Source organism: Lonepinella sp. MS14435 (assembly GCF_042485795.1).
Taxonomy (GTDB): domain Bacteria; phylum Pseudomonadota; class Gammaproteobacteria; order Enterobacterales; family Pasteurellaceae; genus Lonepinella.
The window spans coordinates 691,648-718,364 of the sequence record NZ_CP169368.1; the positions used below are offsets into that span (position 1 = coordinate 691,648).

Annotated in this window: 29 protein-coding genes; 12 read left to right on the forward strand and 17 right to left on the reverse strand. The window is 38.8% G+C overall.

Annotated elements, in window-relative coordinates; translation table 11 throughout:
- Window positions 1–173: 173 nt before the first annotated feature.
- Window positions 174–812, forward strand: coding sequence for a bifunctional 4-hydroxy-2-oxoglutarate aldolase/2-dehydro-3-deoxy-phosphogluconate aldolase (locus O1Q80_RS03265; RefSeq protein ID WP_386695656.1), 639 nt, complete (start codon window positions 174–176; stop codon window positions 810–812).
- Window positions 813–863: 51 nt separating this feature from the next.
- Here O1Q80_RS03265 and mnmA read toward each other — a convergent pair whose 3' ends face one another.
- From mnmA to O1Q80_RS03315, 10 genes are all read right to left on the reverse strand, one after another.
- Complete coding sequence (gene mnmA / locus O1Q80_RS03270; protein ID WP_386695657.1) at window positions 864–2,015, reverse strand: tRNA 2-thiouridine(34) synthase MnmA; 1,152 nt, start codon at window positions 2,013–2,015, stop codon at window positions 864–866.
- Between the two features lie 123 nt (window positions 2,016–2,138).
- Window positions 2,139–2,381 carry a (Na+)-NQR maturation NqrM gene (gene nqrM, locus O1Q80_RS03275; RefSeq protein WP_386695659.1) on the reverse strand — a complete coding sequence of 81 codons (243 nt, stop codon included), beginning with the start codon at window positions 2,379–2,381 and terminating at the stop codon, window positions 2,139–2,141.
- Between the two features lie 9 nt (window positions 2,382–2,390).
- A complete protein-coding gene (locus O1Q80_RS03280) occupies window positions 2,391–3,428 on the reverse strand; it encodes an FAD:protein FMN transferase (protein ID WP_386695661.1) in 1,038 nt (345 codons plus the stop codon).
- Window positions 3,429–3,632: 204 nt separating this feature from the next.
- Window positions 3,633–4,862: an NADH:ubiquinone reductase (Na(+)-transporting) subunit F gene (nqrF, locus tag O1Q80_RS03285; protein ID WP_386689282.1), complete on the reverse strand. Its 1,230-nt coding sequence runs from the start codon at window positions 4,860–4,862 to the stop codon at window positions 3,633–3,635.
- A gap of 10 nt (window positions 4,863–4,872) precedes the next feature.
- On the reverse strand, window positions 4,873–5,469 hold the full coding sequence (gene nqrE / locus O1Q80_RS03290; protein WP_386689284.1) for an NADH:ubiquinone reductase (Na(+)-transporting) subunit E: 597 nt from the start codon (window positions 5,467–5,469) through the stop codon (window positions 4,873–4,875).
- 1 nt (window position 5,470) lies between these two features.
- Window positions 5,471–6,094 carry an NADH:ubiquinone reductase (Na(+)-transporting) subunit D gene (locus O1Q80_RS03295; RefSeq protein WP_386689286.1) on the reverse strand — a complete coding sequence of 208 codons (624 nt, stop codon included), beginning with the start codon at window positions 6,092–6,094 and terminating at the stop codon, window positions 5,471–5,473.
- The gene (locus O1Q80_RS03300) at window positions 6,094–6,867 is read right to left on the reverse strand and encodes a Na(+)-translocating NADH-quinone reductase subunit C (RefSeq protein ID WP_386689288.1); all 774 of its coding nucleotides are present in this window, start codon (window positions 6,865–6,867) and stop codon (window positions 6,094–6,096) included. Before O1Q80_RS03300 ends, O1Q80_RS03295 begins: the two co-directional genes overlap by 1 nt.
- Entirely contained in the window at window positions 6,860–8,095 is a 1,236-nt protein-coding gene (locus O1Q80_RS03305) for an NADH:ubiquinone reductase (Na(+)-transporting) subunit B (RefSeq protein WP_386695662.1), read from the reverse strand. The genes O1Q80_RS03300 and O1Q80_RS03305 overlap by 8 nt, the downstream gene beginning before the upstream one ends.
- 2 nt (window positions 8,096–8,097) lie before the next feature.
- On the reverse strand, window positions 8,098–9,429 hold the full coding sequence (locus tag O1Q80_RS03310) for a Na(+)-translocating NADH-quinone reductase subunit A (protein ID WP_386695664.1): 1,332 nt from the start codon (window positions 9,427–9,429) through the stop codon (window positions 8,098–8,100).
- 277 nt (window positions 9,430–9,706) lie between these two features.
- Window positions 9,707–10,018, reverse strand: a complete 312-nt coding sequence (locus O1Q80_RS03315; protein ID WP_386695665.1) for a BolA family protein — start codon at window positions 10,016–10,018, stop codon at window positions 9,707–9,709.
- Window positions 10,019–10,120: 102 nt separating this feature from the next.
- Here O1Q80_RS03315 and O1Q80_RS03320 point away from each other — a divergent pair, with 102 nt between their 5' ends.
- Complete coding sequence (locus O1Q80_RS03320) at window positions 10,121–10,720, forward strand: YajG family lipoprotein (RefSeq protein WP_386695667.1); 600 nt, start codon at window positions 10,121–10,123, stop codon at window positions 10,718–10,720.
- A 67-nt stretch (window positions 10,721–10,787) separates the two neighbouring features.
- On the opposite strand, the gene apaH is transcribed toward O1Q80_RS03320, so the two are convergent.
- The 4 genes from apaH to pyrR form a co-directional block, all read right to left on the reverse strand.
- A complete protein-coding gene (gene apaH / locus O1Q80_RS03325; protein WP_386695669.1) occupies window positions 10,788–11,612 on the reverse strand; it encodes a bis(5'-nucleosyl)-tetraphosphatase (symmetrical) ApaH in 825 nt (274 codons plus the stop codon).
- 8 nt (window positions 11,613–11,620) lie between these two features.
- Window positions 11,621–12,481, reverse strand: coding sequence for a 16S rRNA (adenine(1518)-N(6)/adenine(1519)-N(6))-dimethyltransferase RsmA (gene rsmA / locus O1Q80_RS03330; protein ID WP_386695671.1), 861 nt, complete (start codon window positions 12,479–12,481; stop codon window positions 11,621–11,623).
- Window positions 12,482–12,544: 63 nt separating this feature from the next.
- Complete coding sequence (locus tag O1Q80_RS03335; RefSeq protein WP_386695673.1) at window positions 12,545–13,492, reverse strand: peptidylprolyl isomerase; 948 nt, start codon at window positions 13,490–13,492, stop codon at window positions 12,545–12,547.
- A gap of 70 nt (window positions 13,493–13,562) precedes the next feature.
- The gene (gene pyrR / locus O1Q80_RS03340) at window positions 13,563–14,099 is read right to left on the reverse strand and encodes a bifunctional pyr operon transcriptional regulator/uracil phosphoribosyltransferase PyrR (RefSeq protein ID WP_386689304.1); all 537 of its coding nucleotides are present in this window, start codon (window positions 14,097–14,099) and stop codon (window positions 13,563–13,565) included.
- A 137-nt stretch (window positions 14,100–14,236) separates the two neighbouring features.
- Here pyrR and rdgB point away from each other — a divergent pair, with 137 nt between their 5' ends.
- The 10 genes from rdgB to serA all read left to right on the forward strand — a co-directional run bounded on the left by rdgB (window position 14,237) and on the right by serA (window position 23,696).
- Entirely contained in the window at window positions 14,237–14,836 is a 600-nt protein-coding gene (rdgB, locus tag O1Q80_RS03345) for an RdgB/HAM1 family non-canonical purine NTP pyrophosphatase (protein WP_386695674.1), read from the forward strand.
- A 9-nt stretch (window positions 14,837–14,845) separates the two neighbouring features.
- On the forward strand, window positions 14,846–15,169 hold the full coding sequence (locus O1Q80_RS03350; protein ID WP_386692412.1) for a YbjQ family protein: 324 nt from the start codon (window positions 14,846–14,848) through the stop codon (window positions 15,167–15,169).
- The gene (gene hemW, locus O1Q80_RS03355; RefSeq protein WP_386695675.1) at window positions 15,169–16,323 is read left to right on the forward strand and encodes a radical SAM family heme chaperone HemW; all 1,155 of its coding nucleotides are present in this window, start codon (window positions 15,169–15,171) and stop codon (window positions 16,321–16,323) included. Before O1Q80_RS03350 ends, hemW begins: the two co-directional genes overlap by 1 nt.
- 73 nt (window positions 16,324–16,396) lie before the next feature.
- A complete protein-coding gene (gene citC / locus O1Q80_RS03360) occupies window positions 16,397–17,431 on the forward strand; it encodes a [citrate (pro-3S)-lyase] ligase (protein WP_386695677.1) in 1,035 nt (344 codons plus the stop codon).
- A gap of 23 nt (window positions 17,432–17,454) precedes the next feature.
- Window positions 17,455–17,742, forward strand: coding sequence for a citrate lyase acyl carrier protein (gene citD, locus O1Q80_RS03365; protein WP_386689314.1), 288 nt, complete (start codon window positions 17,455–17,457; stop codon window positions 17,740–17,742).
- Window positions 17,739–18,614: a citrate (pro-3S)-lyase subunit beta gene (citE, locus tag O1Q80_RS03370; RefSeq protein WP_386689316.1), complete on the forward strand. Its 876-nt coding sequence runs from the start codon at window positions 17,739–17,741 to the stop codon at window positions 18,612–18,614. The genes citD and citE overlap by 4 nt, the downstream gene beginning before the upstream one ends.
- Window positions 18,615–18,624: 10 nt before the next feature.
- Window positions 18,625–20,139 carry a citrate lyase subunit alpha gene (citF, locus tag O1Q80_RS03375; RefSeq protein ID WP_386695679.1) on the forward strand — a complete coding sequence of 505 codons (1,515 nt, stop codon included), beginning with the start codon at window positions 18,625–18,627 and terminating at the stop codon, window positions 20,137–20,139.
- Between the two features lie 7 nt (window positions 20,140–20,146).
- Complete coding sequence (gene citG / locus O1Q80_RS03380) at window positions 20,147–21,538, forward strand: triphosphoribosyl-dephospho-CoA synthase CitG (RefSeq protein ID WP_386695681.1); 1,392 nt, start codon at window positions 20,147–20,149, stop codon at window positions 21,536–21,538.
- Between the two features lie 206 nt (window positions 21,539–21,744).
- On the forward strand, window positions 21,745–22,404 hold the full coding sequence (rpiA, locus tag O1Q80_RS03385) for a ribose-5-phosphate isomerase RpiA (RefSeq protein WP_386689322.1): 660 nt from the start codon (window positions 21,745–21,747) through the stop codon (window positions 22,402–22,404).
- Between the two features lie 59 nt (window positions 22,405–22,463).
- Window positions 22,464–23,696: a phosphoglycerate dehydrogenase gene (serA, locus tag O1Q80_RS03390; protein ID WP_386695682.1), complete on the forward strand. Its 1,233-nt coding sequence runs from the start codon at window positions 22,464–22,466 to the stop codon at window positions 23,694–23,696.
- A 58-nt stretch (window positions 23,697–23,754) separates the two neighbouring features.
- On the opposite strand, the gene hda is transcribed toward serA, so the two are convergent.
- From hda to upp, 3 genes are all read right to left on the reverse strand, one after another.
- Window positions 23,755–24,447, reverse strand: a complete 693-nt coding sequence (hda, locus tag O1Q80_RS03395; RefSeq protein WP_386695683.1) for a DnaA inactivator Hda — start codon at window positions 24,445–24,447, stop codon at window positions 23,755–23,757.
- A gap of 54 nt (window positions 24,448–24,501) precedes the next feature.
- On the reverse strand, window positions 24,502–25,737 hold the full coding sequence (locus O1Q80_RS03400; RefSeq protein WP_386695685.1) for an NCS2 family protein: 1,236 nt from the start codon (window positions 25,735–25,737) through the stop codon (window positions 24,502–24,504).
- A 178-nt stretch (window positions 25,738–25,915) separates the two neighbouring features.
- Complete coding sequence (gene upp / locus O1Q80_RS03405; protein ID WP_386689329.1) at window positions 25,916–26,542, reverse strand: uracil phosphoribosyltransferase; 627 nt, start codon at window positions 26,540–26,542, stop codon at window positions 25,916–25,918.
- Between the last annotated feature and the right edge of the window lie 175 nt (window positions 26,543–26,717).

The following is a 26,717-nucleotide window of genomic DNA, read 5'->3' on the forward strand; positions in this document are numbered from 1 at the left end:
TTTGATGAAGATGAAGTTGGAAAAATTAGAACTGATCATAGCATTTTTTGAGAATGTTTTAAAGATTTAGGACGATGTACTAAAAACTAGATGATGTTTTTAATTGACAATTTATGTGAAAAGACAGATAGTTATCTCAAAATTTACGTAACCAATTTAATTAAGGAAAAACTATGTCATACACAACCGAACAACTGATTGAAAAATTAAAAAACTTAAAAGTTGTCCCTGTTATTGCAGTAGATAATGCACAAGATATTTTACCTTTGGTCAAAACCTTGTCTGATAACGGCTTACCCGTAGCGGAAATCACATTCCGTTCTGCTGCTGCTGAAGAATCTATTCGTCTAGTGTGTCAGCATTATCCTGATGTGTTGATTTTAGCAGGCACAGTGTTGACCGCAGAACAAGTGGTCGCTGCTAAGAACGCAGGAGCAGATGCCATTGTTACTCCAGGATTTAACCCAAAAATTGTACAACTCTGTCAAGATCTAGGTTTGCCAATTACACCAGGGGTGAATAATCCAATGTCCATTGAAGCTGCATTAGAATTTGGTATCACCGCAGTAAAATTTTTTCCAGCGGAAGCCAGCGGTGGGGTGAAAATGATTAAAGCCTTACTTGGTCCTTACGGCAATTTGCAAATTATGCCAACAGGGGGAATTTCACCGACCAATATTAAAGACTATCTAGCCATTCCAAATGTGGTCGCTTGTGGTGGATCTTGGTTTGTAGAAAAAGCCTTGATCAAGCAGAAAAAGTGGGATGAGATTGGACGGTTGACGAAGGAAGTTGTAGAGTTGGTAAAATAATAGTTTGGATTGCGGTGAAAAATATTTGTTTTTTCACCGCGGTTTTATTTGCTATTTAACTTGTGTTTCAATCACCCCACCCCCCAGACAAATTTCTCCTTGATAAAATACCGCACTTTGTCCTGGGGTGACGGCAATTTGTGGCTCGTCAAATATCACACGAATATTATCATTGTTGATGGGGATAATTTCGCAAGGAATATCGCTTTGGCGATAGCGAGTTTTAACTGTGCAACGTAACGGTTGGCGGATAGGTTGGAGATCTACCCAATGTAGTTGGCTGGCGGTTAAACCTACGGAAAGCAAGGCGGAATTATCATGTCCTTGAGCCACGATTAATACATTGTTAATTAAGTCTTTTTCAACCACGTAGAAAGGATCTTCGCTTAATCCTTGTACACCGCCAATTCCTAAGCCTTTGCGTTGTCCTAAGGTGTGATACATTAACCCATCGTGATGACCGACTAACTTACCGTCCACCGTACGAATTTCACCAGGTTGAGCAGGCAAATAACGAGCTAAGAAATCTTTGAATTTGCGTTCGCCGATAAAACAAATGCCAGTAGAATCTTTTTTCTTCGCGGTGACTAAGCCGAGATCTTCCGCTATAGCTCGTACAATTGGTTTTTCAATATCACCAACTGGGAACAGGCTTTGTCCAACTTGTTGATAGCTTAAGGTATAAAGGAAATAGCTTTGATCTTTATTGCTATCTAAACCACGTAATAATTGAGCATGCTCATCATCACCTGAACGGCGAACATAATGCCCTGTAGCGATATAATCTGCACCTAGGTCTTCTGCCGCATATTCTAAAAAGGCTTTGAATTTAATTTCTTTGTTGCACAAAATATCAGGATTTGGCGTGCGACCAGCTTTATATTCACTTAAGAAATGTTCAAATACATTGTCCCAATATTCCGCTGCAAAATTGATTTTATGTAAGTGAATACCTAGTTTATCGCAAACTGCTTGTGCATCGGCAAGATCAGCGGCAGCAGTACAGTAGTCGGTATCATCATCTTCTTCCCAGTTTTTCATAAACAAGCCTTCCACTTGGTAGCCTTGTTGTTGTAGGATAAAGGCAGATACGGAAGAATCTACGCCACCTGACATCCCCACGATGACTTTTTTGCTTTGGTTGTGGGCGAGCTGATCGGCGGTGAGGGTTGGAAAATGATGGTTGTAGGTGGTTGATTGCATAACTTCGTTCTCTTCCCCCATACTCACGTATGGGGTTAAACATGGTGACGCTACTCCGTAGCTGGTCTAAAGATGCAAAGCATCATGATTTGCGTATCCCCGTATACTAATACGGAGCAGTAATTATTTCACTTCATAAAAGGCAGGTTTAGTAAAGCGTTCTAACTCTTTCGGATCTGCTTCCCCCTTGGCGACCTTGTCTTTTAGATTATCACAAGGCTCATCACAGTCACAAACTTTTTTCATACCTAACGATGAAATACCCCCACAGCTCCCTTGAATGGATTTACGTTTGACAATATAACCCAATGCCATGCCGAAAATCACTAAAATAAAAATGCCAAAGGTGACTAAAAAAACTTGCATAATATTTCCTTATTTATTTTGTTCCATGAAAAGTGCGGTGAATTTTGATGACATTTTTGTTTCAAAACCTTTCTCTGTTTTGATAATCATGTAAATGGCAATGCCTTGTTGTTCTGCAATGGCAAGGGCTTTTTCTTCACCTAATACAAATAATCCTGTGGACAAGCCATCAGCAGTCATTGCGGACGGGTGTAATACGGTAATAGAGGCTAATTTATGTTGCACAGGGTAGCCTGTTTTCGGATCGATTTCGTGATTATAGCGAACGCCATTTTGTTCAAAATAATTGCGGTAATCTCCTGATGTTGCCATGCCGAGATCTTTTAAGCCAACAATTTTTTGTACGGAACGAGAACCATCAAAATTGGGTTGTTCAATGGCAATTTGCCAATCTTTATGTTCTGCATTTTTGCCTTTGGCTCGGATTTCACCACCAATTTCCACTAAATAATTTTGCGTGCCGATTGTTTCAAGATAATCCGCCACTTGATCTACGCCATAACCTTTGGCAATGGAAGATAAATCTACATAAAGCTGAGGAATGTTTTTTTCTAAACTATATTTATCGCCATTATGATTTAATTTTAATTTATCAATCCCTATGATAGCCAAACGTTCATTGAGTTGCTGTTGGCTAGGTTGTTGGTCTAAACGTTTTTCTGGACCAAATCCCCATAAATTGACTAAAGGTCCAACCGTAACATCTAATGCTCCGTCTGTTAATTTGTTTAAACGTAAGGACTCGGCGATTACGTTGCCTAATTCAGGGGAAATTTCAATCGCCTGATTAATCTGGGTATTTTGGTTAAAGCGACTTAATTCTGAGGTCGGAATATAGGTGGACATTTGATCGTTCACCTTTTTCAACATCACTTCAATTTGTTCATGAGTTTGTTCTGCTTGTTGGCTTACCTTGCCGTCATCAATATATTTGATGTGGTAGGTGGTTCCCATGGTTTTGCCTGTTAGAGTAATGATTTCGGGTTGTTTACCACAAGCAACAAGGAAAAGGCTTAGGGTTAGGGTGAATAGGTGTTTTAGTTTCATATTTTTGATTTAATATAACGTCAATGCTTTATTATTTTATGAAAATGGTTAAAGCGGTTAGAAAACCTGACCGCTTAATTAGCCCCCCATCCCCCTTCGGGGACTTCCCCCCGCAAGCAGGGGGAAGAAAAAGTGTTTTAAATATTTCGCTCCCCCAGTTTACGGGGGGAGCTGCCCGCAGGGCTGTGGGGGGCAAAATGTCAATTAACCACCGAAATCATCTAACAAGATGTTTTCATCTTCAACGCCTAAATCTTTCAGCATTTTGATCACGGCAGCATTCATCACTGGTGGTCCACACATGTAGTATTCACAATCTTCTGGTGCTTCGTGATTTTTCAAGTAGTTTTCATAAAGCACATTGTGAATAAAGCCCGTGTAACCTGTCCAGTTATCTTCTGGTAACGCATCGGATAAGGCAATATGCCATTCAAAGTTGTCGTTTTCACGAGCCAACATATCGAAATCTTCTTCATAGAAAATTTCACGTTTTGAACGAGCACCATACCAGAATGACATTTTACGTTTACTGTGTAAGCGTTTTAATTGGTCAAAGATATGGGAACGCATTGGTGCCATACCAGCACCACCACCGATAAATACCATTTCATTATCGGTTTCTTTAGCAAAGAATTCACCAAATGGACCTGAAATCGTGACTTTATCACCTGGTTTTAATGACCAAATATAAGATGACATTTGACCTGGCGGCACGTCTGGGTTACGTGGTGGCGGTGTGGCGATACGTACGTTAAGCATAATAATGCCTTTTTCTTCAGGATAAGATGCCATAGAGTAAGCACGAATAATATGCTCATCGACTTTTGACACATAACGCCATAAATTATATTTATCCCAATCTTCATGATATTCTTCTGGAATATCGAAGTCTTTGTATGCCACAGTATGAGGTTCAGCTTCAATCTGAATATACCCACCTGCACGGAATGGCACTTCTTCACCTTCAGGGATTGCCAATTTAAGTTCTTTGATGAAAGTGGCTTTGTTATCGTTAGAGATAACGGTACATTCCCATTTTTTCACGCCAAAGATTTCTTCTGGTAATTCAATATCCATTGAGGATTTGACGTTTACCTGACAAGATAAGCGATAACCTTCTTTGGCTTCACGTTTGGTAATATGAGAAAGTTCGGTTGGAAGAATTTCACCACCACCAGATTTCACTTTTACCACACATTGACCGCAAGAGCCACCGCCACCGCAAGCTGATGAAACGAAAATTCCTTTGCTAGCTAATGCCCCTAATAATTTACCACCTGCTGGCAATGTAATCGCTTTTTCAGGATCATCATTGATAGAAATGGTAATATCGCCTGAATCCACTAATTTAGATTTAGCGAATAAAATAACCACTGCAAGCACTAATACAAGGGCTGTAAAAATGCCGATACCGAAAATAAAATTACTATCCACGATATGCTCCTTATAATTGAATGCCTGAGAATGACATAAAGCCTAACGCCATTAAGCCTACGGTGATAAAGGTAATCCCTAAACCACGTAAACCTGCTGGTACATCAGCATATTTCATTTTTTCGGTTAAGCCTGCAAGAGCCACGATAGCCAACATCCAGCCAGTGCCAGCACCGATACCGTACACCACAGATTCTGGGAAGTTGTATTCACGTTGTACCATAAAGGATACACCGCCGAAAATGGCACAGTTTACCGTGATTAATGGTAAGAAGATCCCTAACGCACTGTAAAGTGTCGGGAAAAATTTATCTAATACCATTTCAAGAATTTGTACTAATGCAGCAATCACCCCGATAAAGGTGATGAAATTTAAGAAAGTTAAATCCACCCCTTCCACTAATGCCCCATCTTTTAAGATGTGGGTAAACACTAATTGGTTAGCTGGCACGGCAATGCCCAATACTACGATAACGGCAATTCCTAAACCAAAGGCAGTTGAAACTTTCTTTGATACTGCAAGGAATGTACACATACCAAGGAAGAAAGAAAGTGCCATATTTTCAATAAATACGGACTTTACAAATAGACTTAAATAATGTTCCATTTTATTTCTCCACTTGCTCAGGTTTCCAAGTTCTTAAACCCCAAATCAGGAAACCGATAATAAAGAATGCACTTGGTGCTAATAGGAATAAACCATTGGTTTGATACCAGCCACCATCATTGATGGTTTGGAATATGGTTATACCGAATAATTTACCTGAACCAATTAATTCACGTAAAAATGCTACAGTAACTAAGATTGCACCGTAACCTAGACCGTTACCGATACCATCTACGAAACTTTCTAATGGAGCGGATTTCATCGCAAAGGCTTCCGCACGCCCCATTACGATACAGTTGGTGATAATCAAGCCAACGAATACCGAAAGTTGTTTAGATAAATCATAGGCATAAGCACGCAAAATTTGGTCAACCAAAATTACCAATGAGGCAATGATCGCCATTTGTACGATAATACGAATGCTATTTGGAATATAGTTACGGATAAGAGAAATAAATAAACTTGAAAAAGCCGTTACTAAACTTACCGCAATCGCCATGACTACCGCAGTTTGTAATTGGGTCGTTACTGCCAATGCAGAACAGATCCCTAAGATTTGTAATGCAATCGGGTTGCTATCAGCGATAGGTGATAACAACAATTTTTTAAGATTAGAACTTGCCATTAGTTTGCCCCCATTGCTGCTTTGAATTTGGTTAAATATGGACCAAAACCATTTGGACCGAACCAGTATTTAATTGAACCATCTACACCGTTAGATGTTAAGGTTGCACCTGATAAGGCATCTACACCATGTTCCACATCAGCTGAACCACCTTTATGCACACCTAAAGCAACTTCACCTTGTTCGTTGAAGATTTTTTTATGTTCAAATTTTTTCTGCCAAAGTGGATTGGCGATTTCACCACCAAGACCAGCGGTTTCCCCCTGTTCATAGTAAGTAATCCCTTTCACGGTATTGGCATCGGTTGCCACAGAAACAAAACCATACATCACAGACCATAAGCCATTACCATACATTGGTAATACCACTTGGGTCGTTTTGCCAGTTTCATCTTTAACTAAATAAACTTCTGCATATTTAGCCCGCACTTTGATGTGTGCTTTATCGTCTGCTGGTTCAATAGCTATGCTGGTTTTTGGATCTTTCGCAGCGGCTTTTGCATCAAAATTATTAATACCCTCTACATAGTCGCCAGTAGCTAAATCCACGATTTTAGGTTCAATAGATTTTGCATAGACTTCTTGGATATTAATGTTTGGTTGTATTAAACCAGCGGCTTGTAAAATATTTTTTTGTTTATCAAGCTGTTTCTGCACATCTTGGGCTGGTTTGAGCAATACCGCAGCACCAGCCACCACAAGAGAACAGATCAAACTTAACAGTACGACAACGGTTAATGTGCCGCCTACGCTATCTTTATTAAATTTAGACATTGCGAACTCTCCGACGTTTGATATTTGCTTGAACCACTAGGTAGTCAAACAATGGAGCAAATAAGTTAGCGAATAAAATAGCCAACATCATACCTTCGGGATAAGCAGGGTTGACGACACGAATTAATACTGCCATAAAGCCGATTAACGCACCGTACCACCATTTACCTTTTTCAGTAAATGATGCTGAAACAGGGTCGGTTGCCATAAAGATCATACCGATGGCGAATCCACCTAACACTAAGTGCCAGTGCCAAGGCATTGAGAACATTGCATTGGTCGAAGAACCGATTAGATTAAAGGCTGTCGCTGTAATCACCATACCTAAGAAAGTACCAGCAATAATACGCCAAGAAGCAATACGAGCAAATAAAATAATTATCCCACCGATAATCAAGGCAAGGGTTGATACTTCACCCATTGAACCAGGGATATTGCCTAAAAACGCATCCATCCACGTGATAGGTTGACCAGTGGAAATGTGTTTTAATGCAGCTTCACCACCTTGCGCCCATTGAGAAAGAGCGGTTGCACCAGAGAAACCATCTGCCGCAGTCCAAACAGCATCACCCGAAATTTGAGCAGGGTAAGCGAAGAATAGGAATGCACGACCAGCAAGGGCTGGGTTCATAAAGTTTTTACCTACACCGCCGAATACTTCTTTCGCTACTACTAAACCGAAAGTAATCCCTAAAGCCGCTTGCCATAATGGTAAGGTTGGTGGAACAACTAAAGCAAACAGAATTGTTGTTACGAATAAACCTTCATTAACTTCGTGACCACGAACTACCGCAAAGGCAACTTCAATCGCAGAACCTAACAAGAAAACAGTTAGGTAAATTGGTAGGAAAAACACCGCACCTAATGCCATTTTACTGCCGATACCAGCATCTAAAGAAACATCTAAACCTAACCATTGAACAATCGCATAGTGCCAATCTTGAGTAGCTAACGCATCAACAGTTGTAGCAAGACTTGCAATCGCATTGATGGATTGATGACCTACGTTATACATACCGTAGAATACTGCTGGGAACAATGCTAACCACACGGTAATCATCATACGTTTTGAATCAATCGCATCACGTACGTGAGTACCGTTCTTTGTTACCGTACCTGGTGTGTAAAGCAAGGTAAACATAGCCTCAAATACAGGATAAAGTTTAGCGAATTTACCACCTGGTAGGAATGCGGGTTCCATTTTTTCAAAAAGATGTTTTAAACCCATTTTTAACCTTCCTTCTCGATTTTTTCTAATGCTTGACGCAATAACACACCGTAATCGGTTTTACCTGGACAAACATAGGTACAAAGGGCTAAATCTTCTTCATCTAACTCTAAGCAACCTAATGCTTGTGCTGAATCCGTATCACCAGCGGCTAAATCACGTAATAATAAGGTGGGTAAAATATCCAACGGCATCACACGTTCATAAGAACCAATTGGTACCATGGCACGGTCGCCACCATTAACTGCGGTGGTAAAATTGAATAATTTACGGCTAAAGTGACCTAACACGGTACGAGTAATGGAATATTTATTTGGCTGTGGTGTGATCCAACCCATAAATTCTTTTTCGTCACCTTCGGCTAACACCGACACTTGCAAGGCATAACGACCTAAGTAATTATATGGACCTTGTGCAGTTGCACCATGTAATACAGAACCTGAAATCACACGGTTATTACCACTGTTTAATTCATTTGCTGTAAGTTGTGATAGATTTGCACCTAGACAAGTACGGACTAAACGTGGTTTTTTCACTTGTGGACCCGCTAAAGAAACCACTCGATCAGTAAATAATTCACCAGTGGTAAATAATTTACCAATAGCAATTACATCTTGATAATTCAAATGCCACACATGTTTAGTGAAACTGACGGGATCGATGAAATGAATGTGTGTTCCCACTAAACCTGCTGGATGAACCCCTTTCACATCATGAACGAGGGTGGTGCTAGCACTTGGTAATGTGACATCAGCAGCTTTCACCAGATTAATTTTATTGTGTAAACGACCTAACACAGTTAAACCATTAGTAAAATCATCTGCATATTGTTCAATAATCACTGCAGGATCAGCAGCTAATGGATTGGTGTCCATGGCATTCACAAAAATAGATGATGGTACGGCATCTACTGCAGGAATTTTGCTAAATGGACGAGTACGAAATGCTGTCCATAAGCCTGAGGATTGTAAATTTTGACGTACTTGCTGTTCAGTTAATTGACGTAAGGTACATACGCCATAATTAGCAAATGTTTCTTGTTCGTTACCTTCCAGACGAATAACCACAGATTGTAATACACGCTTAGCACCACGATTAATCGCAGTTATAGTACCACTTGCAGGGGCAGTGAAAACTACGCCAGGATTCTTTTTATCTTCAAAAAGAACTTGACCTTTTTTCACCACATCTCCTTCACGTACTTTCATTGAAGGACGCATACCCACATATTCTTCGCCAAGCATAGCAACTTCGGTTACGGTATTACCGTCACGGATTACTTGTTCGGGTTTTCCTGCAATAGGAAGATCCAAGCCTTTTTTAATCGTAATCATTATTTGCACTACTTTTTCGTTAGGGTTAAAAATTAAGTCACTATTTTTAAAATAAAAATTGCTAAAATAATGACCGCACTTTGAGTGATAACGTTGGAGAGAATAAAAGATAGCCCCCCAAGAAATCATAAAAATAAAAACTCAAATTCAGTGTTGTTCATAAAAAAACAATAATAACAAAGTATTTTAACTAAAATCTGACCGTTCTTCCAGTTTAACCGTACTTTTTTATGTGTTTTTGTTAAAAAAAGGTGAAAATATTTTAATATCTACGGGGTTATAAACCCACGCCAGCACAATTTGGTGATTTAGGATAATTTCCTTGTAGGTTTTGCCATTCTGTTGGGGTATAGGTATGTAAGGCTAAGGCATGAATACCATTTGCGAGATCTTGAGCAAGTAATTGATAAATCAGGCGATGACGAGCTACTTGACGAATGCTGTTAAATTTGTCGCTGACTAACACAATTTTAAAATGTGAATTTGCCCCTTTTCCTGAACTGTGCATATAGCTTTCATTTTCAATCTTCACAAAGTGCGGTTGAAATTCTGCAATTAAACGTTTTTCTAATTCTTGTTGTTTTGACATAGATGATTTCCTAACATAAAAATTTTGCATAGAAAGGCTATACATTATTGACGAAGTTTGCAAGAATATAACCATATAAATTTTGACATTAAAGGATCAATCATGAAGTTAAGTAAAACAATCTCATTGGCTACATTAGTGGCAAGTGCAATTTTATTGGTAGGCTGCTCCAACACCCCGAGCAATACATTAAGTTTCAATCCACAATCTCCAACAGCTACGACAGCATTTAATGCACAAAATCAAAAAGCGATTGTCAATGTGGTGAGTAAAGATGGACGTAGCCAACCTGAAATCTCAAGCTACACAATGAATAGTGCATTATTTAAATTGTATTCTTCTCCAGCAGTAGAAAAATTATTTCAACAAGTGATTCAACAAGATTTGAACGCAAAAGGTTTTCGTTTAGCCGACAGTGGCGTAAATACGAATGTACTAGTGACGGTAAAAGATTTTTATGCGAAAGTGGAAGAGGGCAATATTCGCCATAAAATTACCTCTAAAGTTCAGCTAGAAGTTCACGTTCAAGGGTTTAAAGGTAACTTTACCAAGAACTTTGGTGCGAGCCGTGTTGATGAAGGTGCATTGGGGGTGAATAATGATGATATTCAAAAATCCTTAGATGCAACGTTGAAAGATGTGGTTTCAGCATTATATAAAGACACTGAAATTGCAGGTGCAATTAGTCGTTATGTAAATTAATCTCGTTACTAACTCTCTAACTGCGGTGAAAAAAATTCATTTTTTTTCACCGCGGTTTTGTTCATTTCTAGTCAATCGTGGCATTCAAGCTCGTTTGCACAAAATACCGCTGATCTTCCCAACGTAACAACGTCATTCGATTGCCCCATGCACAACCTGTATCTAAGGCATAAATATTACTCGGTGTCGGTGTGTCCACAAGGCTTGCCCAATGTCCAAAAATAATATTTTCGGTTTGGAATAATGGGTTATCGCATTGATACCATGCCATTAATTCGGTTGGAGCTTGATCTAACGGCACTTTACAATCAAAATCCAAACGATGATCTGCATAGCAAAAACGCATACGGGTGAACACATTAATAATGTAACGTAAACGATCAATACCCGTTAATTCAGACGACCAACGATTAGGGTGGCTATCATACATTTGTTTGAGTAAATCCGCATAGTGGTCGGATTGTAAAACCGCTTCGACTTCTTTAGCACATTGTTGAGCCGTGCTTAAATCCCAGTCAGGCGAAATACCTGCGTGAACGAGAGTAAAATTCAGTTTTTCATGGTGAATAAACAAGGGTTGATGACGTAGCCAATCCATTAATTCAGCAAAATCAGGGGCAGCAAAGATGGCATCTACTTTATCTCGAGCTTTGACTTTTTTAATCCCCAGTGCGGTGGAAAGTAAATGTAAATCATGATTGCCTAATACCGTATGACCACGTTGTCCTAAAGATTTAGCAAAGCGTAAACATTCAAGGGATTTATCACCACGAGCAACCAGATCACCGGTGAAATAAAGTTCATCTTGCGTGGCATCAAATTGAGCTTGTTGCAACAAAAGTTGCAATTCATCATAGCAACCGTGTAAGTCGCCGACAATGTAAGTTGACATCTACGCTCCTAGTCATCAATATCGGAAATTTCCGTTTTATCTTCTGCAGGTGGATTATCATATAACCAGTTGGCTAATCTGGCATAATCCGCAATACTCAAATTTTCTGCACGAGCATTTAAATCCACCCCAAGTGCGGTGAGATTTTCCGTAGAAAATAGCGTTGATAAGGCATTACGCAAGGTTTTACGGCGTTGATTAAAGGCTTGACTGGTCACACGATTTAACCAATACAGATCTTTCACTGGATTGGGCAAAATCTGATGAGGGATTAACCGTACCACTGCGGAATCCACTTTCGGTGCGGGTTTAAATGCTGTTGGTGGAACTTCTAATACAGGCATGACTTGGCAAAAATATTGTGCCATAATCGTCAGCCGTCCATAAGCCTTGCTATTGGGGGCTGCACACAAGCGTTTGACCACTTCTTTTTGTAACATAAAGTGCATGTCTTGGATTTTGTCGTGGAATTTGAATAGGTGAAACATTAACGGTGTCGAGATATTGTAGGGTAAATTACCAAATACCCGTAATTTTTGCCCTTTCTCCACCAGCCTTTCATCATCATACAATTTGCCAAAATCAAATTGCATCGCATCGGTTTCAATCACCTTTAATTTGTGATGTAAAAAAGGATGATGGCGTAAGCGTTCTGCTAGATCTCGGTCTAATTCGACTACGGTTAACTGATCTACTTGCTCACCGACAGGTTCGGTTAATGCCCCTAAGCCGGGACCAATTTCCACTAGATATTGATCTTTTTGCGGATAAATGGCGGATACAATGCCTTGAATCACATTGTCATCATGTAAAAAGTTTTGCCCGAAACGTTTTCGAGCGGTATGTCCTAAATGTCGTTTTGAATTCATACTGTATGTATTATGTAAGGTAAAAAATAAAAAGGTGGGCGATTGCCCACCTGAGAAAATGGTTTATTTAACAAGATATTGAATATCCGCCCCTTTACGCAAGGCTTTTACCCAGTCTTTGGATTCTTCTTGTAATTGCTGATTTACTAGCGTTTCATACGCTTTTTGATGGAACATATTTTCACTGGCTTTACCTTGTTTGGTATCGGTAACTTCCAAAATATGCCAACCAAATTCAGTTTTAAATGGTGCAGTAATGGCACCTCTTTTCGCATTTGCTACTTGTTTGGCAAATTCAGGTACATAATTATCAGCTGGAGCAAAACCTAAATCACCGCCATTGGCACCTGATAAATAGTCTTTTGAATAATCTTTAGCAGCACTCTCAAAGGTGGTTTTACCTGAAGCAATATCGGTACGAATTTTGTTTAACTCTGCTTTTGCTTGCTCATCATTCAATAATGGAGTTAGTTTTAACAAAATATGACGCACTCTGTAATGTGTTGTGGTTAAGGCTTGTTGATTACTACTGTTTTTCGCCTGTTCCCACATTTGATGACTCAAGGCTTCTACTTGTTCACGGCTGACATCAATATATTTACCAATAGTACGATTACGTACTTCTGACATTAAAATCTGATTAGCAATATTATTACGGAATTGTTGTAATGAAATGCCTTGGTAATCTAACGCATCTAATAATTGACCATAAGTTAAGCCATTTTGTGCCGCAATATGACGCACGATTTGATCCACTTGAGCAGGGTTCACTTTAACGCCTGATTCTTTAATGGCTTTTTGTACCAACATATCATCAATAATGTTATCTAATGCTTTAGTACGATTACTTTCAGTATTTGCTTTACCACCTAATGCTTTTCTAACTTGACTTTCTAAAATAGGTGTACCATCAATGGTCGCTACTACTTGTTCAACTGCTTGTACATTGATTGAAATCACTAATGCACTGATCGCAATTAAGAAAATTGATTTTAAAGAATGAAGTTTCATATTTATCCGTTAATAAAAGTTAATTAAATACAACCTGTTAGATTACAGGTGGCACAAAAAGTTCCGCTATCTATTGTGACAGTAAAGCCACATTGTAGCAACTATCAAATTTCATGGTACGTACTTGTATCTTTTCATTACGGCTGGTAGGTACATTTTTGCCTACATAGTCCGCTCGAATCGGTAATTCACGGTGTCCACGATCTACAAAAATCACTAATTCGACTTTAGATGCTCGCCCAAAATCTACCAAAGCGTCAAGTGCTGCCCGAATCGTCCGACCTGTAAATAATACATCATCTACTAAGATTACCGTTTTATTTTGTATATTAATATAATCAGAAGATCCTTTATATACGGGGATATGGCTTGGTTCGGCATATTCTAAATCATCACGATAAAAAGTGATATCTAAATCAAATGAGGGGATTTCTTGTTGAGTTAACTCATTAATTTTACGTTTAATAAGAGCTGCAATTTCTGCACCGCGACGTTTAATTCCCACGATAATTAATTGATCTAAATCAGCGTGCTTTTCGATAATTTCATGCGAAATACGGGAAATGGTTCGCATAAATTGGTCTTCATCAATAATGATTTTTTCCATAAAAAATCCTTGCTTTCAATCGGGCAAATTAAATTAGCGTTACTATAGCAAAAATTCAAACAAAAATGACCGCACTTTGATGAAAAAATCTTTATAATATGAAAAAATCCACAGAGCATAATAAAATTGGAGAGAAAATGAAACAAAAAGTCGTACTTGCAACAGGTAATCAAGGCAAAGTCAAGGAAATGTCAGATGTTCTGGCGGATTTTGGTTTTGACGTGATAGCTCAAACGGATTTAGGTATTGAAAGTCCCGAAGAAACGGGTTTAACGTTTGTGGAAAATGCCTTATTAAAAGCCCGTTATGCGGCTAAACTATCAGGCTTGCCAGCGATAGCGGACGATAGCGGATTAGTGGTTGCCGCATTAAATGGTGAACCTGGGTTATATTCTGCCCGTTATGCGGGAGCTGAGGGTGAAAATGCGGAAGCATTAAATCGCAAAAAATTATTACAAAAATTAGCAGATGTCCCCACCGAACAACGTCAAGCCAAATTCGTCAGTTGCATTGTGTTATTACAACACGAAACCGATCCAAGCCCGATTATTGCGGAGGGGGAATGTTGCGGGCAAATTGATTTTGTAGAAAAAGGATCAAACGGTTTTGGCTATGACAGCTTATTTTTTAGCCTAGAAAAAAATTGTACTTTTGCGGAATTAGATCCCGCTGAGAAGAAAAAAATCTCCCATCGAGCCAAGGCTTTAGCCGTATTAAAAATGAAATTACAAAAATAAGGAAAAACTATGTTAGTGACCACAACAAATTGTATTGAGGGCAAGCAAATCGTTGAATATAAAGAATTAGTATTTGGCGAAGTGGTGGCTGGAGCCAATTTTATTCGTGATTTCTTTGCGGGATTAACGGATATTTTTGGCGGACGTTCAGGCTCTTATGAACGTAAATTAACCAGTTCACGCCAAGAGGCATTAAATGAAATGATCGAAAATGCCCAACGTTTAGGGGCTAATGCCGTAGTCGGTGTCGAAGTAAACTATACGTCCATCGGTTCGGGTTCAAAAAGTATGTTTATGATTACCGCTAGCGGTACTGCGGTGATTGTACGTTAATGGCTCAACTGACCTTACCGCCATTAAGTTTATACGTGCATATTCCTTGGTGTGTCCAAAAATGCCCTTATTGTGATTTTAATTCCCATGCACAAAAGAGCGAAATTCCAGAAAGGGAATATGTACAACATCTGTTAACCGATTTACAACAAGATCTTGAACGTTTGAAAGACAGCGTACAGGATCGTTGTTTACATTCCATTTTTATTGGTGGTGGCACACCGAGCCTATTTTGTGCGGAAAGTATTCATCAATTATTACAGGGGATTGAGCAACAAATCCCCTTTTCGCCAAATATTGAAATCACCTTAGAGGCTAACCCTGGCACCGCCGAGGCAGAGCGTTTTAAGGGTTATGTTAAAGCAGGCGTAACACGTATTTCAATGGGCATTCAAAGTTTTAACGATGAAAAATTACAAGCGTTAGGACGTATTCACAATGCAGATGAAGCCAAAACCGCGGTGCAATTTGCCAAAGATTCTGGGTTAAAAAGTTTTAATTTAGATTTAATGCACGGCTTGCCGAATCAGACGTTGCTACAAGCATTAGATGATTTACGCCAAGCTATTGTCTTAAATCCACCGCATTTATCTTGGTATCAGCTCACCATTGAACCCAATACTATGTTCGCTTATCGCCCACCACGTTTGCCAGATGACGATGAACTTTGGGATATTTTTGAACAGGGGCATCAATTATTAACCGAAGCAGGTTATCAACAATATGAAACGTCTGCCTATGCAAAACCTGATTTCCAGTGTCAGCATAATTTAAATTACTGGCGTTTTGGCGATTATTTGGCGATTGGTTGTGGCTCCCATGGCAAAATGAGTTTTACCACAGGTGAAATCTTGCGTTACAGTAAAACCAAACACCCCAAAGGTTATATGCGTGGTGAATATTTATATGAACAAAAAAACGTTCCCGAAATTGACCGCAGTTTTGAATTTTTTATGAATCGTTTTCGCTTGTTGGAGGCGGTGCCTAAAATAGAATTTGAGCAGTTTACAGGGTTACCGCAAAGTGCGGTGCAAAAACAAATAGATTTTGCCGTTCAGCAGCATTATTTAACCGAAAATGAAAAAACATGGCAAATTACCCAACACGGTAAATTATTTCTGAATGAATTATTGGAGCTGTTTTTACCAGATTGAATAATCCTGTTAATTTTTATCAAAAACATATATAATATCAGCATGTTCTCACTTAATTTATCCCTTTTTATATATGTATTCTACGCGATTTAATTTAAATTTAACAAATGGTAATAAATTATTAAATTTAATTAAATCTTTATTAACAAAAAATCATTTAACTCTCGATTCTCAAATAGAAACTTTTATATTAGTTTACAATGAACAGGATAATTTAGTCGCCTGTGGTGGATTAGCCGGCAATATCATAAAATGTGTAGCGATTGATGCAGAATATCAAGGTGAAGGATTGGCTTTAATTCTCTGTACGGAATTAGTTAATCTAGCTTATGAATTAGGGCGAACAAATTTATTTATTTATACCAAACCAGAATATGAGAAATTGTTTAAAGCCTGTGGTTTTTATTCTATTTCTCATGCCTATCCTAATGTTGTTTTATTAGAAAATAGTGCGACTCGTTTAGCAAAACAATGTCAAACTTGGTCAAATCTACGAGTATGCGGTGAAAAAATTGGTGCCATTGTAATGAATGCAAATCCTTTTACATTGGGACATCGTTATTTAATTGAAAAAGCCTTACAACAATGTGATCATTTACATTTATTTGTGGTCGGAGAAGATGCGAGTAAAATTCCTTACCGAGATCGTTTTGCTCTAGTACAACAAGGTATTGCGGATTTAAAGCATATTACTTTACATCAAGGATCAGATTACATTATTTCGCAAGCGACTTTTCCTAGCTATTTTTTAAAAGATAAAGGCATGGCAGATGAGCTTTATTTAGAATTGGATTTAAGATTATTCCGTGAAAGAATTGCTCCAGCTTTAGGTATCACTCACCGCTTTGTGGGGAATGAGCCTTTTTGTGCAGTTACAGCTGAATATAATCGACAAATGTATTATTGGTTATCGATTGCAGTCATGGATTCAAATCCGATTAAAGTAGTAGAACTTGAGCGTTTGACTTGCCATGGGCAAGCAATTTCAGCGTCACAAGTTCGTCAATTATGGCAACAACAAAACTGGGAAGCCTTAAACTCACTGGTTCCCGTCACAACACTTGATTATTTACAGCAACATAGCGTAAATAATTGTCAATCCATTTAACTATAATAACGAAGAGGTAATCTATGAAGATAGTAAAACCAGCGGTAGCGGGAACACTTGAGTCTAGCGATGCAATGATTAGAGTTGAGCCAGCGACACAGCTTGATATTGAAATTAATAGCTCGGTATTTAAACAATTTGGTGAACAAATTCGTGCCACAGTTAAAGCCGTTTTAGCTGAACTTGATGTACAACAGGCATCTTTAATTATTGATGATAAAGGAGCATTGGATTGCGTATTAAAAGCTAGACTAAAAGCAGCTCTATTACGAGCAAGTGATAGCGAACCTAATTGGGAGAAATTACTATGAAATTAAGACGCAGTATGTTATTCGTACCGGGTGCAAACGCCGCTATGATCAGTAATAGCTTTATTTATCAACCAGATTCGATTATGTTTGATTTAGAAGATGCGGTGGCGTTAAAAGAAAAAGATTCCGCTCGTTTATTAGTTGCTCATGCTTTACAACATCCGCTTTATCAAGATATGGAAACCGTAGTGCGTGTTAATCCATTAGACAGTGAATTTGGTTTGGCAGATTTAAATGCTGTAGTGCGTGCTGGGGTCGATGTGGTACGTATGCCAAAAACGGATACCGCACAAGATGTGATTGCGATGGATCAAGCGATTGGTGAAATTGAGCAGGCTTGTGGACGTGAACAAGGTTCAACTAAATTATTAGCAGCGATTGAATCACCATTGGGCATTACCCAAGCGACTCAAATTGCGTTTGCATCTAAACGCTTAATTGGTATTGCATTAGGTGCTGAAGACTATGTACGTAACTTAAAAACGGAACGTTCTGCCGAGGGGATTGAATTATTATTTGCTCGCTGTTCAATTTTACAAGCTGCTCGAGCAGCAGGTATTCAAGCCTTTGATACGGTCTATTCTAATGCCAACAACGAAGAGGGTTTCCTAAAAGAAGCGGCTCATATTAAGCAACTTGGATTTGATGGAAAATCCTTAATTAACCCACGTCAAATTGAATTACTACACAATTTATTTGCACCAACACAAAAAGAATTTGAGCAAGCGGAAAAAATTATTGCAGCAGCAACAGAAGCAGAGAAACTTGGGTTAGGTGTGGTATCACTTAATGGAAAAATGATTGATGCCCCGATTATTGATCGTGCAAGACTGGTTGTCGAACGTGCAAAATCAGGGATTAGAGTGGAATAAGGGGAAGAATATGAAAACAAGAATTGAACGCTTAACACCATTTACACAACAACATACCTGTTTGGCTACTTATCAAGCTGAACCTAAAGCACAATCATTGGTTCGTACCGCAAAAGATCGCAAACTTTGTTCAGATTTGGAAGATGCAATTCGCCGTTCAGGATTAAAAGATGGCATGACAATTTCTTTCCATCACGCTTTTCGTGGTGGGGATTTTGTGGTGAATATGGTTATGGCTAAAATTGCCGAAATGGGCTTTAAAAATTTAACCTTAGCATCAAGTTCATTGATTGATAGCCATTTTCCATTAATTGAACATATTAAAAATGGTGTGGTCACTAAAATTTATTCTTCTGGTTTACGTGGTAAATTAGCTGATGAAATTTCTAATGGGTTATTAGCTGAACCTGTCAATATTCATTCACACGGTGGACGTGTACATTTAGTTAAATCAGGTGAATTAAAAATTGATGTTGCCTTTTTAGGCGTACCTTGCTGTGATTCATTCGGTAATGCGAATGGATTTACTGGAAATAGTAAATGTGGTTCTTTAGGTTATGCTCAAGTGGATGCCGAATTTGCCAATAAAGTTGTTTTATTGACAGAACAATTCGCAGAATATCCACATCATCCAATCAGTATTGCACAGGATCAAGTGGACTTAATTGTGCAAGTGGATGCGGTAGGCGATCCTAAAAAAATCGGTGGTGGTGCGACTCGAATGACATCTAATCCAAGAGAGTTGTTAATTGCACGTAAAACGGCAGAAGCTATTTTTGCATCGGGTTATTTTAAAGATGGTTTTTCTTTACAAACAGGTTCTGGTGGTGCGGCATTAGCGGTAACTCGTTTCTTAGAAGATCGTATGAAACGAGATAATATTACTGCCAGCTTCGCTCTCGGTGGAATTACTGCAAGTATGGTGGCATTACACGAAGCGGGTTTAATTAAGAAATTAATTGATGTACAAAGTTTTGATAAGGATGCAGCAGAATCTTTAGCTCGCAATCCAAATCATATTGAAGTATCTGCGAATCAATATGCCAATTTTAGTTCAAAAGGGGCATCGGTTGAACGCCTTGATATTGTCGTGCTAAGTGCGTTGGAAATTGATAGACATTTTAATGTTAATGTATTAACTGGCTCAGATGGTGTTATCCGTGGCGCATCAGGTGGACACTGTGATACAGCTGCATCTGCTCAAGTAGCGATTATTGTTGCACCGTTAGTACGTGGGCGTATTCCAACCGTGGTTGATGAAGTGATTACTTGCGTTACCCCAGGTGAAAATATTGATATTTTAGTCACTGATCACGGTATTGCGGTTAATCCAAAACGGCCAGATTTAATCGAGAATTTACAAAATGCTGGGATTAAATTATTCACTATTGAACAGTTAATGGAAAAAGCCTATGCGTTAACGGGTAAGCCAAAAGCCATTGAATTTACCGATAAACCTGTTGCGGTCGTACGTTATCGTGATGGTTCAATTATTGATGTGGTTTATCAAGTAAAAGGTGAATAATTTAAATATGAAGACAAATTGGCAATTTTCTCCGCCAGTTTATGCTATTGAGGGTGAAATAGTTGCTCTGGAAACCTTGTTAATCGCTCGTGAGCAACGTTTTATGCAGCAAAAGCAGCTACTCGCTCAATATCAGCAGCCAGTTTTATCAGTAACCTTATTAGCAGCTGGGGCAGTAAAACGTAACGAATTACTGGATAAGATTTTTGCCATTTGTTTGAAATATTTAAATGCTTGTTTCGTGCAACAAGGCTGGCATATTTGTGAGCAAATAATCCAGTCTTTGCCTACAGGGCATCAGGCTTTGTTTGTTTTACCTGTGGAAGCACTGACACTTAAACGAGTGATGATTGAGATTGAGCAATCTTTGCCTTTAGCTCGGTTATGGGATTTAGATGTCATCGATCTAAATGGACAACCTATTTCTCGTCAAACCCTTGGGTTTCCTGTACGTACTTGCTTAATTTGTAATGAAGAAGCCAAAGTATGTACTCGTCATAGAACCCATTCAATAACAGAAATTTATGCAGAAATGCAAAACCTGTTAAATCAGTTTGAATTAACGCAATTATTAGCCAATCAAGCAGATGAGGCGTTACGCCGAGAAATTGCGTTAACCCCCAAACCAGGTTTAGTCGATCGTGCGAATAATGGTTCACACCATGATATGGATTTTACGACCTTTGAAAAAAGTTGTTCAGCACTTTTGCCTTTTTGGCAATACTTTGTGCAAACAGGCATAAATGGAAAACAGGAAGATTTTGCTGGGTTATTCCGTCAACTAAGAAGTGTTGGTGTACAAGCTGAGAAAGCCATGTTTTCTGCGACCAACGGAATCAATACACATAAAGGGGCGATTTTTGCCTTTGGTTTGGTATTAGGTGCATTTGGTTGGCTATGGGGAAAGCATCAGGTTATTTCAGTGGAAAGTTTATGTGATACGGTGGCACATTTAACACAAGGGATTAGTCGTGAATTACAAACCACAGCACTGGCACACCCGAGAACAGCGGGTGAACAATTATTTGCTCAATATGGTTTGACAGGGGCAAGAGGTGAAGCTGAAAGTGGTTTTGCTTTAGTGCGTCATTATGCGTTAGCTATTTCTAAGCAGTATGCAAATTGTGATCAGGAACATCAGCACTATTTAATTTTATTAAATTTGATGGCTCATAATAATGACACCAATGTCGTTCATCGTGGTGGCTTAGCGGGATTACAATTTGTGCAACAACAAGCAAAGCAGTTGTTATCAAATCCATGCCATAGAGATAAACAATGGCTAAAAATACAGCTAGACAGATTTGACCAAGATTGTATTAAGCGTCATTTAAGCTGTGGCGGTAGTGCAGATTTACTGGCACTCACCATTTTCTTTTCTTTCTTATTGAGAGGTTAAAATGGCTTTATCAGTGTCATTAGCTCAAGAATAAATATTAAATAAATGGTCATATTGAGAGATATGACCATTTATTTTTAGTTTTTCCAAGTTACATGAATTATTTTATGCGATGACTTGAAATAATTTTATGCTACACAACTTGTCTATCATGCTTTTTAGTATTAAAGTGTAGCAATCGTTTTACAAAAGACTAAGGATTAAAAATGGATCAACTCGAAATGAAAAAACAGGCAGCTAAAGCCGCCTTACAATTTGTTAAACCTGATATGATCGTGGGAGTTGGTAGTGGTTCCACGGTGAATTGTTTTATTGATGTACTTGGCAGCATGGCAGACCAAATTAAAGGTGCAGTGGCGGCATCAAAAGCATCAGAAGAATTATTACGTAAGCAAGGCATTGAAGTTTTCAGTGCGAATGATGTATCGAGCTTAGATATTTATGTGGACGGTGCTGATGAAATTAATCCACAAAAAATGATGATTAAAGGCGGTGGTGCGGCGTTAACTCGTGAAAAAATAGTGGCATCATTGGCGAAGAATTTTATTTGTATTGTAGATAGTTCAAAACAAGTCGATGTGTTAGGTTCAACCTTTCCTTTGCCTGTCGAAGTGATTCCAATGGCACGTTCTCAAGTAGCACGTAAATTGGTCGCTTTAGGTGGCTCTCCAGAATGGCGTGAAAATGTGATTACAGATAATGGCAATGTCATTTTAGATGTACATAATTTCAAAATTCTAAATCCAGTAGAAATGGAGAAAACATTAAACAATGTGGCGGGTGTAGTGACTAACGGGATTTTTGCTTTAAATGCGGCAAATACCGTGATTATTGGTACGCCAGACGGTGCAAAAATTATTAAATAAAGCACCGCACTTTTTCTTTCATTTATTTAAAAACACAACATAACTAAAGGAACCTAAATATGACAAGCAAAGTGTCTTTAGACAAATCAAAAATTAAATTCTTGCTGTTGGAGGGTGTGCATCAAAATGCGGTAGATATTTTGCAAGCAGCAGGCTATACCAACATTGAATATCATAAAAAAGCCCTTGAGCCAGATGAATTGAAAGTAGCCATTAAAGATGCCCATTTTGTTGGCTTACGTTCCAGAACGCATTTAACCTCAGATGTGATTGCTGAAGCAAAAAAATTGATTGCTATCGGCTGTTTCTGTATTGGGACTAACCAAGTAGATTTAAATGCCGCGAAAGTGCGTGGGATTCCAGTGTTTAACGCACCATTCTCAAATACTCGTTCAGTGGCGGAATTAGTGCTAGGGGAAATTTTATTATTGATGCGTAATATTCCGACTGCAAATGCACAAGTTCACCGTGGTGAATGGAATAAAAGTGCGGTGGGTTCTCGAGAAGTTCGTGGCAAACGCTTGGGTATTGTGGGTTATGGTCATATTGGTTCGCAATTAAGTATTATTGCAGAATCCTTGGGAATGAATGTATTTTTCTATGATGTGGAAACCAAATTGCCGTTAGGTAATGCACAACAAATTTCATCACTAGAAGAATTATTAAGCACCAGTGATATTGTGTCATTGCACGTACCTGAATTGCCATCCACCAAAAACCTAATGAATGCAAAACGTATTGCTCAATTAAAACAGGATTGTATTTTCATTAATGCGGCTCGTGGTATGGTGGTGGATATTAATGCGTTAGCTCAAGCCTTGCAGCAAGGTAAAATCCGTGGTGCGGCGATTGATGTGTTCCCTGAAGAACCAGCGTCCGCAGATGAAGTGTTCGAGTCGCCATTACGTCAATTTGATAATGTGATTTTAACTCCACATATCGGTGGTTCAACTACGGAAGCACAAGAAAATATTGGGACGGAAGTGGCTAGTAAATTTGTTAAATATTCCGATAATGGTTCAACCCTTTCTTCGGTGAATTTCCCAGAAGTTTCTTTACCAGAGCATACTGGCACCAAACGCCTATTACATATTCACCATAATAAACCTGGTGTATTGAATAAGATTAACCAGATCTTTGTAGAAGAGAATATTAATATCGCCGCACAATATTTACAAACCGATCCGCAAATTGGTTATGTGGTGATTGATGTAGAAACGGAGAATACCAATGGCTTATTAACCAAACTAAAAGCCATTGATGGGACAATTCGAGCCAGAGTGTTATTCTAAAATTGATGAAAAAAACACCGTGCTTTGCGAAAAAGTGCGGTGTTTTTTTATGTGTTTTTTATAATCCCAAAATCTCTTTCACAAACGGAATCGTTAATTTGCGTTGAGCTTGTAATGATGCCTTATCTAATTTTGCTACCGCAGTAAATAAGCTGTGCATATCTCTATCTAAGCGTTTGATTAAGAAGTTTGCGGTTTCTTCGGATAATTCAATACCAAGTTGATGAGCGTTTTGCTGTAAGGCTTGGATTTTTTGTGCTTCATTTAAGGAATGAAGCTGATAGATTTCACCCCAGCGTAAGCGTGATGAGAGATCGGGTAATTTTACGGGGAGTGAAGTAGGGGAGCAGTCACTACTAATCAGTAAAAGTGCGGTATTTTTTTCTTTAATTCGGTTAAATAAGTCAAAAATGGCAAGTTCCCAGTCGTGATTGCCAATAACGGCTTGTAAATCGTCTAGGCAAATCACATCTTGTTGTTCTAGGTTGTCTAAAACCGCGGTGGAAAAATAAGCATATTTACTTAAAGGAACATAAATGCTGTGGCGGTTTTCGGAAATAATGTGGTTAGCAACTGCTTTGAGTAAATGGCTTTTACCACTGCCAGAGGCTCCCCAAATGTAAAAGAACGGTTGTTGTAATTGCTGGAAATTTTTGTGCAACGAGTTGAGCAACAATAGGTTATTGTCGCCATAGAAATTTTCTAAAGTTTCATCATCTAGTTGATGAATAGGGAGAGAAAGTTGTTGCACAAAAAATCCTATCAATTCCCCTCTCCCATGGGGAGAGGGATAGGGTGAGGGTTATTATTCGACTTTATTCTCTGCTTTTGGCAAAACCAAGTTTAGAATAATTGCCACGATAGCACATAAGCTGATACCTTTTACTGACAGTTCGCCTACATTAACAAACATACCGCCGATACCGAAACTCATTACCACCGAAATAATACACAGATTGCGAGCTTCTGTCACATCGACTTTAGCACGAATTAAGGTACTCATTCCCACTACTGCGATAGAACCGAATACGAGCATCATAATCCCCCCCATAACAATAGTTGGGATAGTCGAAAGGAAAGCACCAACTTTACCACAGAATGAAATTGCGATTGCCCAAACCGCCGCCCATGTCATAATGTTTGGGTTAAAGTTACGAGTTAGCATAACAGCACCAGTCACTTCTGCATACGTAGTATTTGGTGGTCCACCTAATAATGATGCTGCGGTAGTTGCCACGCCATCACCTAATAAAGTGCGGTGTAAACCAGGTTTTTTTAGGAAGTCTTTGCCAGTCACGGAGCTAATTGCCATGATTCCCCCTACGTGTTCAACAGCGGGAGCGATGGCGATCGGGAGTAAGTATAAAATGGCTTCTAGTTTAAATTCTGGTGTAGTAATTTCAGGTAAGCTGAACCAAGCTGCATCAAACACGGGTTGGAAATTAATTAAGCCTAAGCAAAGGCATAAAATATACCCCACAGCAATACCAAACATAATCGGAATCAGTTTCATGATCCCTTTAGAGAATACAGCAACACATAGTGTTGTGACCAAAGTCACTAATGAAACTAAGATTGCCAAGTCGTATTCATAGGCTTGTACTGCCCCTTGTTTACCGACTGCCATATCAACGGCTGTTGGAGCTAATCCCATACCGATAATAATGATCACAGGACCCACAACCACAGGCGGGAAAATACGTTCTAAGATTGCTACACCACGCAATTTGACTAAGGTGCTTAAAGCTAAATAAACTAAACCAGTACAAGCCAAGCCTCCCATCGTTACAGCAATACCCCAAGTTTGTACGCCGTATTGAATTGGGGCGATAAATGCAAAGGAAGAAGCAAGGAATATAGGAACCTGTTTACCCGTGCAAAGTTGGAATAATAAAGTTCCCAACCCTGCGGTTAATAGAGCAGTATTCGCATTTAGCCCAGTGATTAATGGTACCAAAACCAAGGCACCAAAAGCGACGAATAACATTTGTAAGCCAACGAAAGCTTGTTTAGTTTTACTTTGAATTTCAGGTGTTGTCATAGTTTTTTACTTTAAAGTGCGGTGAAAAATTCACTGATTTTTACTCACGATCCCTTTAAGGATTGTTCGGGACATTGTCCCTGTGCAAATAATTATTTGCAACGTTGTAAATTCTTTCAGAATTTTTTGCACCGCGGTTACAGAAAAATGCCTTTGATGTTTATCAAAGGCATCGGGATTATTTAGTTCCGAAAATCTTATCACCAGCATCACCCAATCCAGGGATAATATAACCATGTTCATTTAGGTGGTCATCAATGGACGCTGTGTATAATTCAATATCTGGATGAGCTTTTTCTAGTGCTTTAAGTCCTTCTGGAGCAGCCACTAGCACTAGTACTTTAATGTGGTTACAGCCTTTTTGTTTTAATAAGTCAATGGTAGCAATCATAGAACCACCTGTTGCCAACATTGGGTCAACCACAATGGCTAAACGTTCTTCTAAATCACTAGCTAATTTCTGGAAATAAGGCACAGGTTCTAACGTTTCTTCATTGCGATACATACCTACCACACTAATTCTGGCACTTGGAATATGTTCTAACACTCCATCCATCATACCTAAACCTGCACGTAAAATCGGCACCACGGTAACTTTCTTACCTTTAATTCTATCCACATTCACGGGACCGCACCAACCATCAATGGTGACATTTTCAACTTCTAAATCGGCGGTCGCTTCATAGGTCAATAAGCTACCTACTTCAGTGGCTAATTCACGAAAGTGCTTAGTGCTAATATCTGCCATACGCATTAAGCCTAATTTGTGTTTGACTAAAGGGTGTTTTACTTCGACGATTTTCATAGATAATCCTTAGTTAAAATTTGCGGGATAATTGCAATAGATAAATCTTACGAATTTTAAGAGATTTTGAATCAAATTAACAGTACAATTTTTTATTTTGTATTTCTTTTTTACGAAGAAATAGATTAGAATTAGCCATATTTTTTTGAGAAATTGTTCGGGACCATGCACCCAT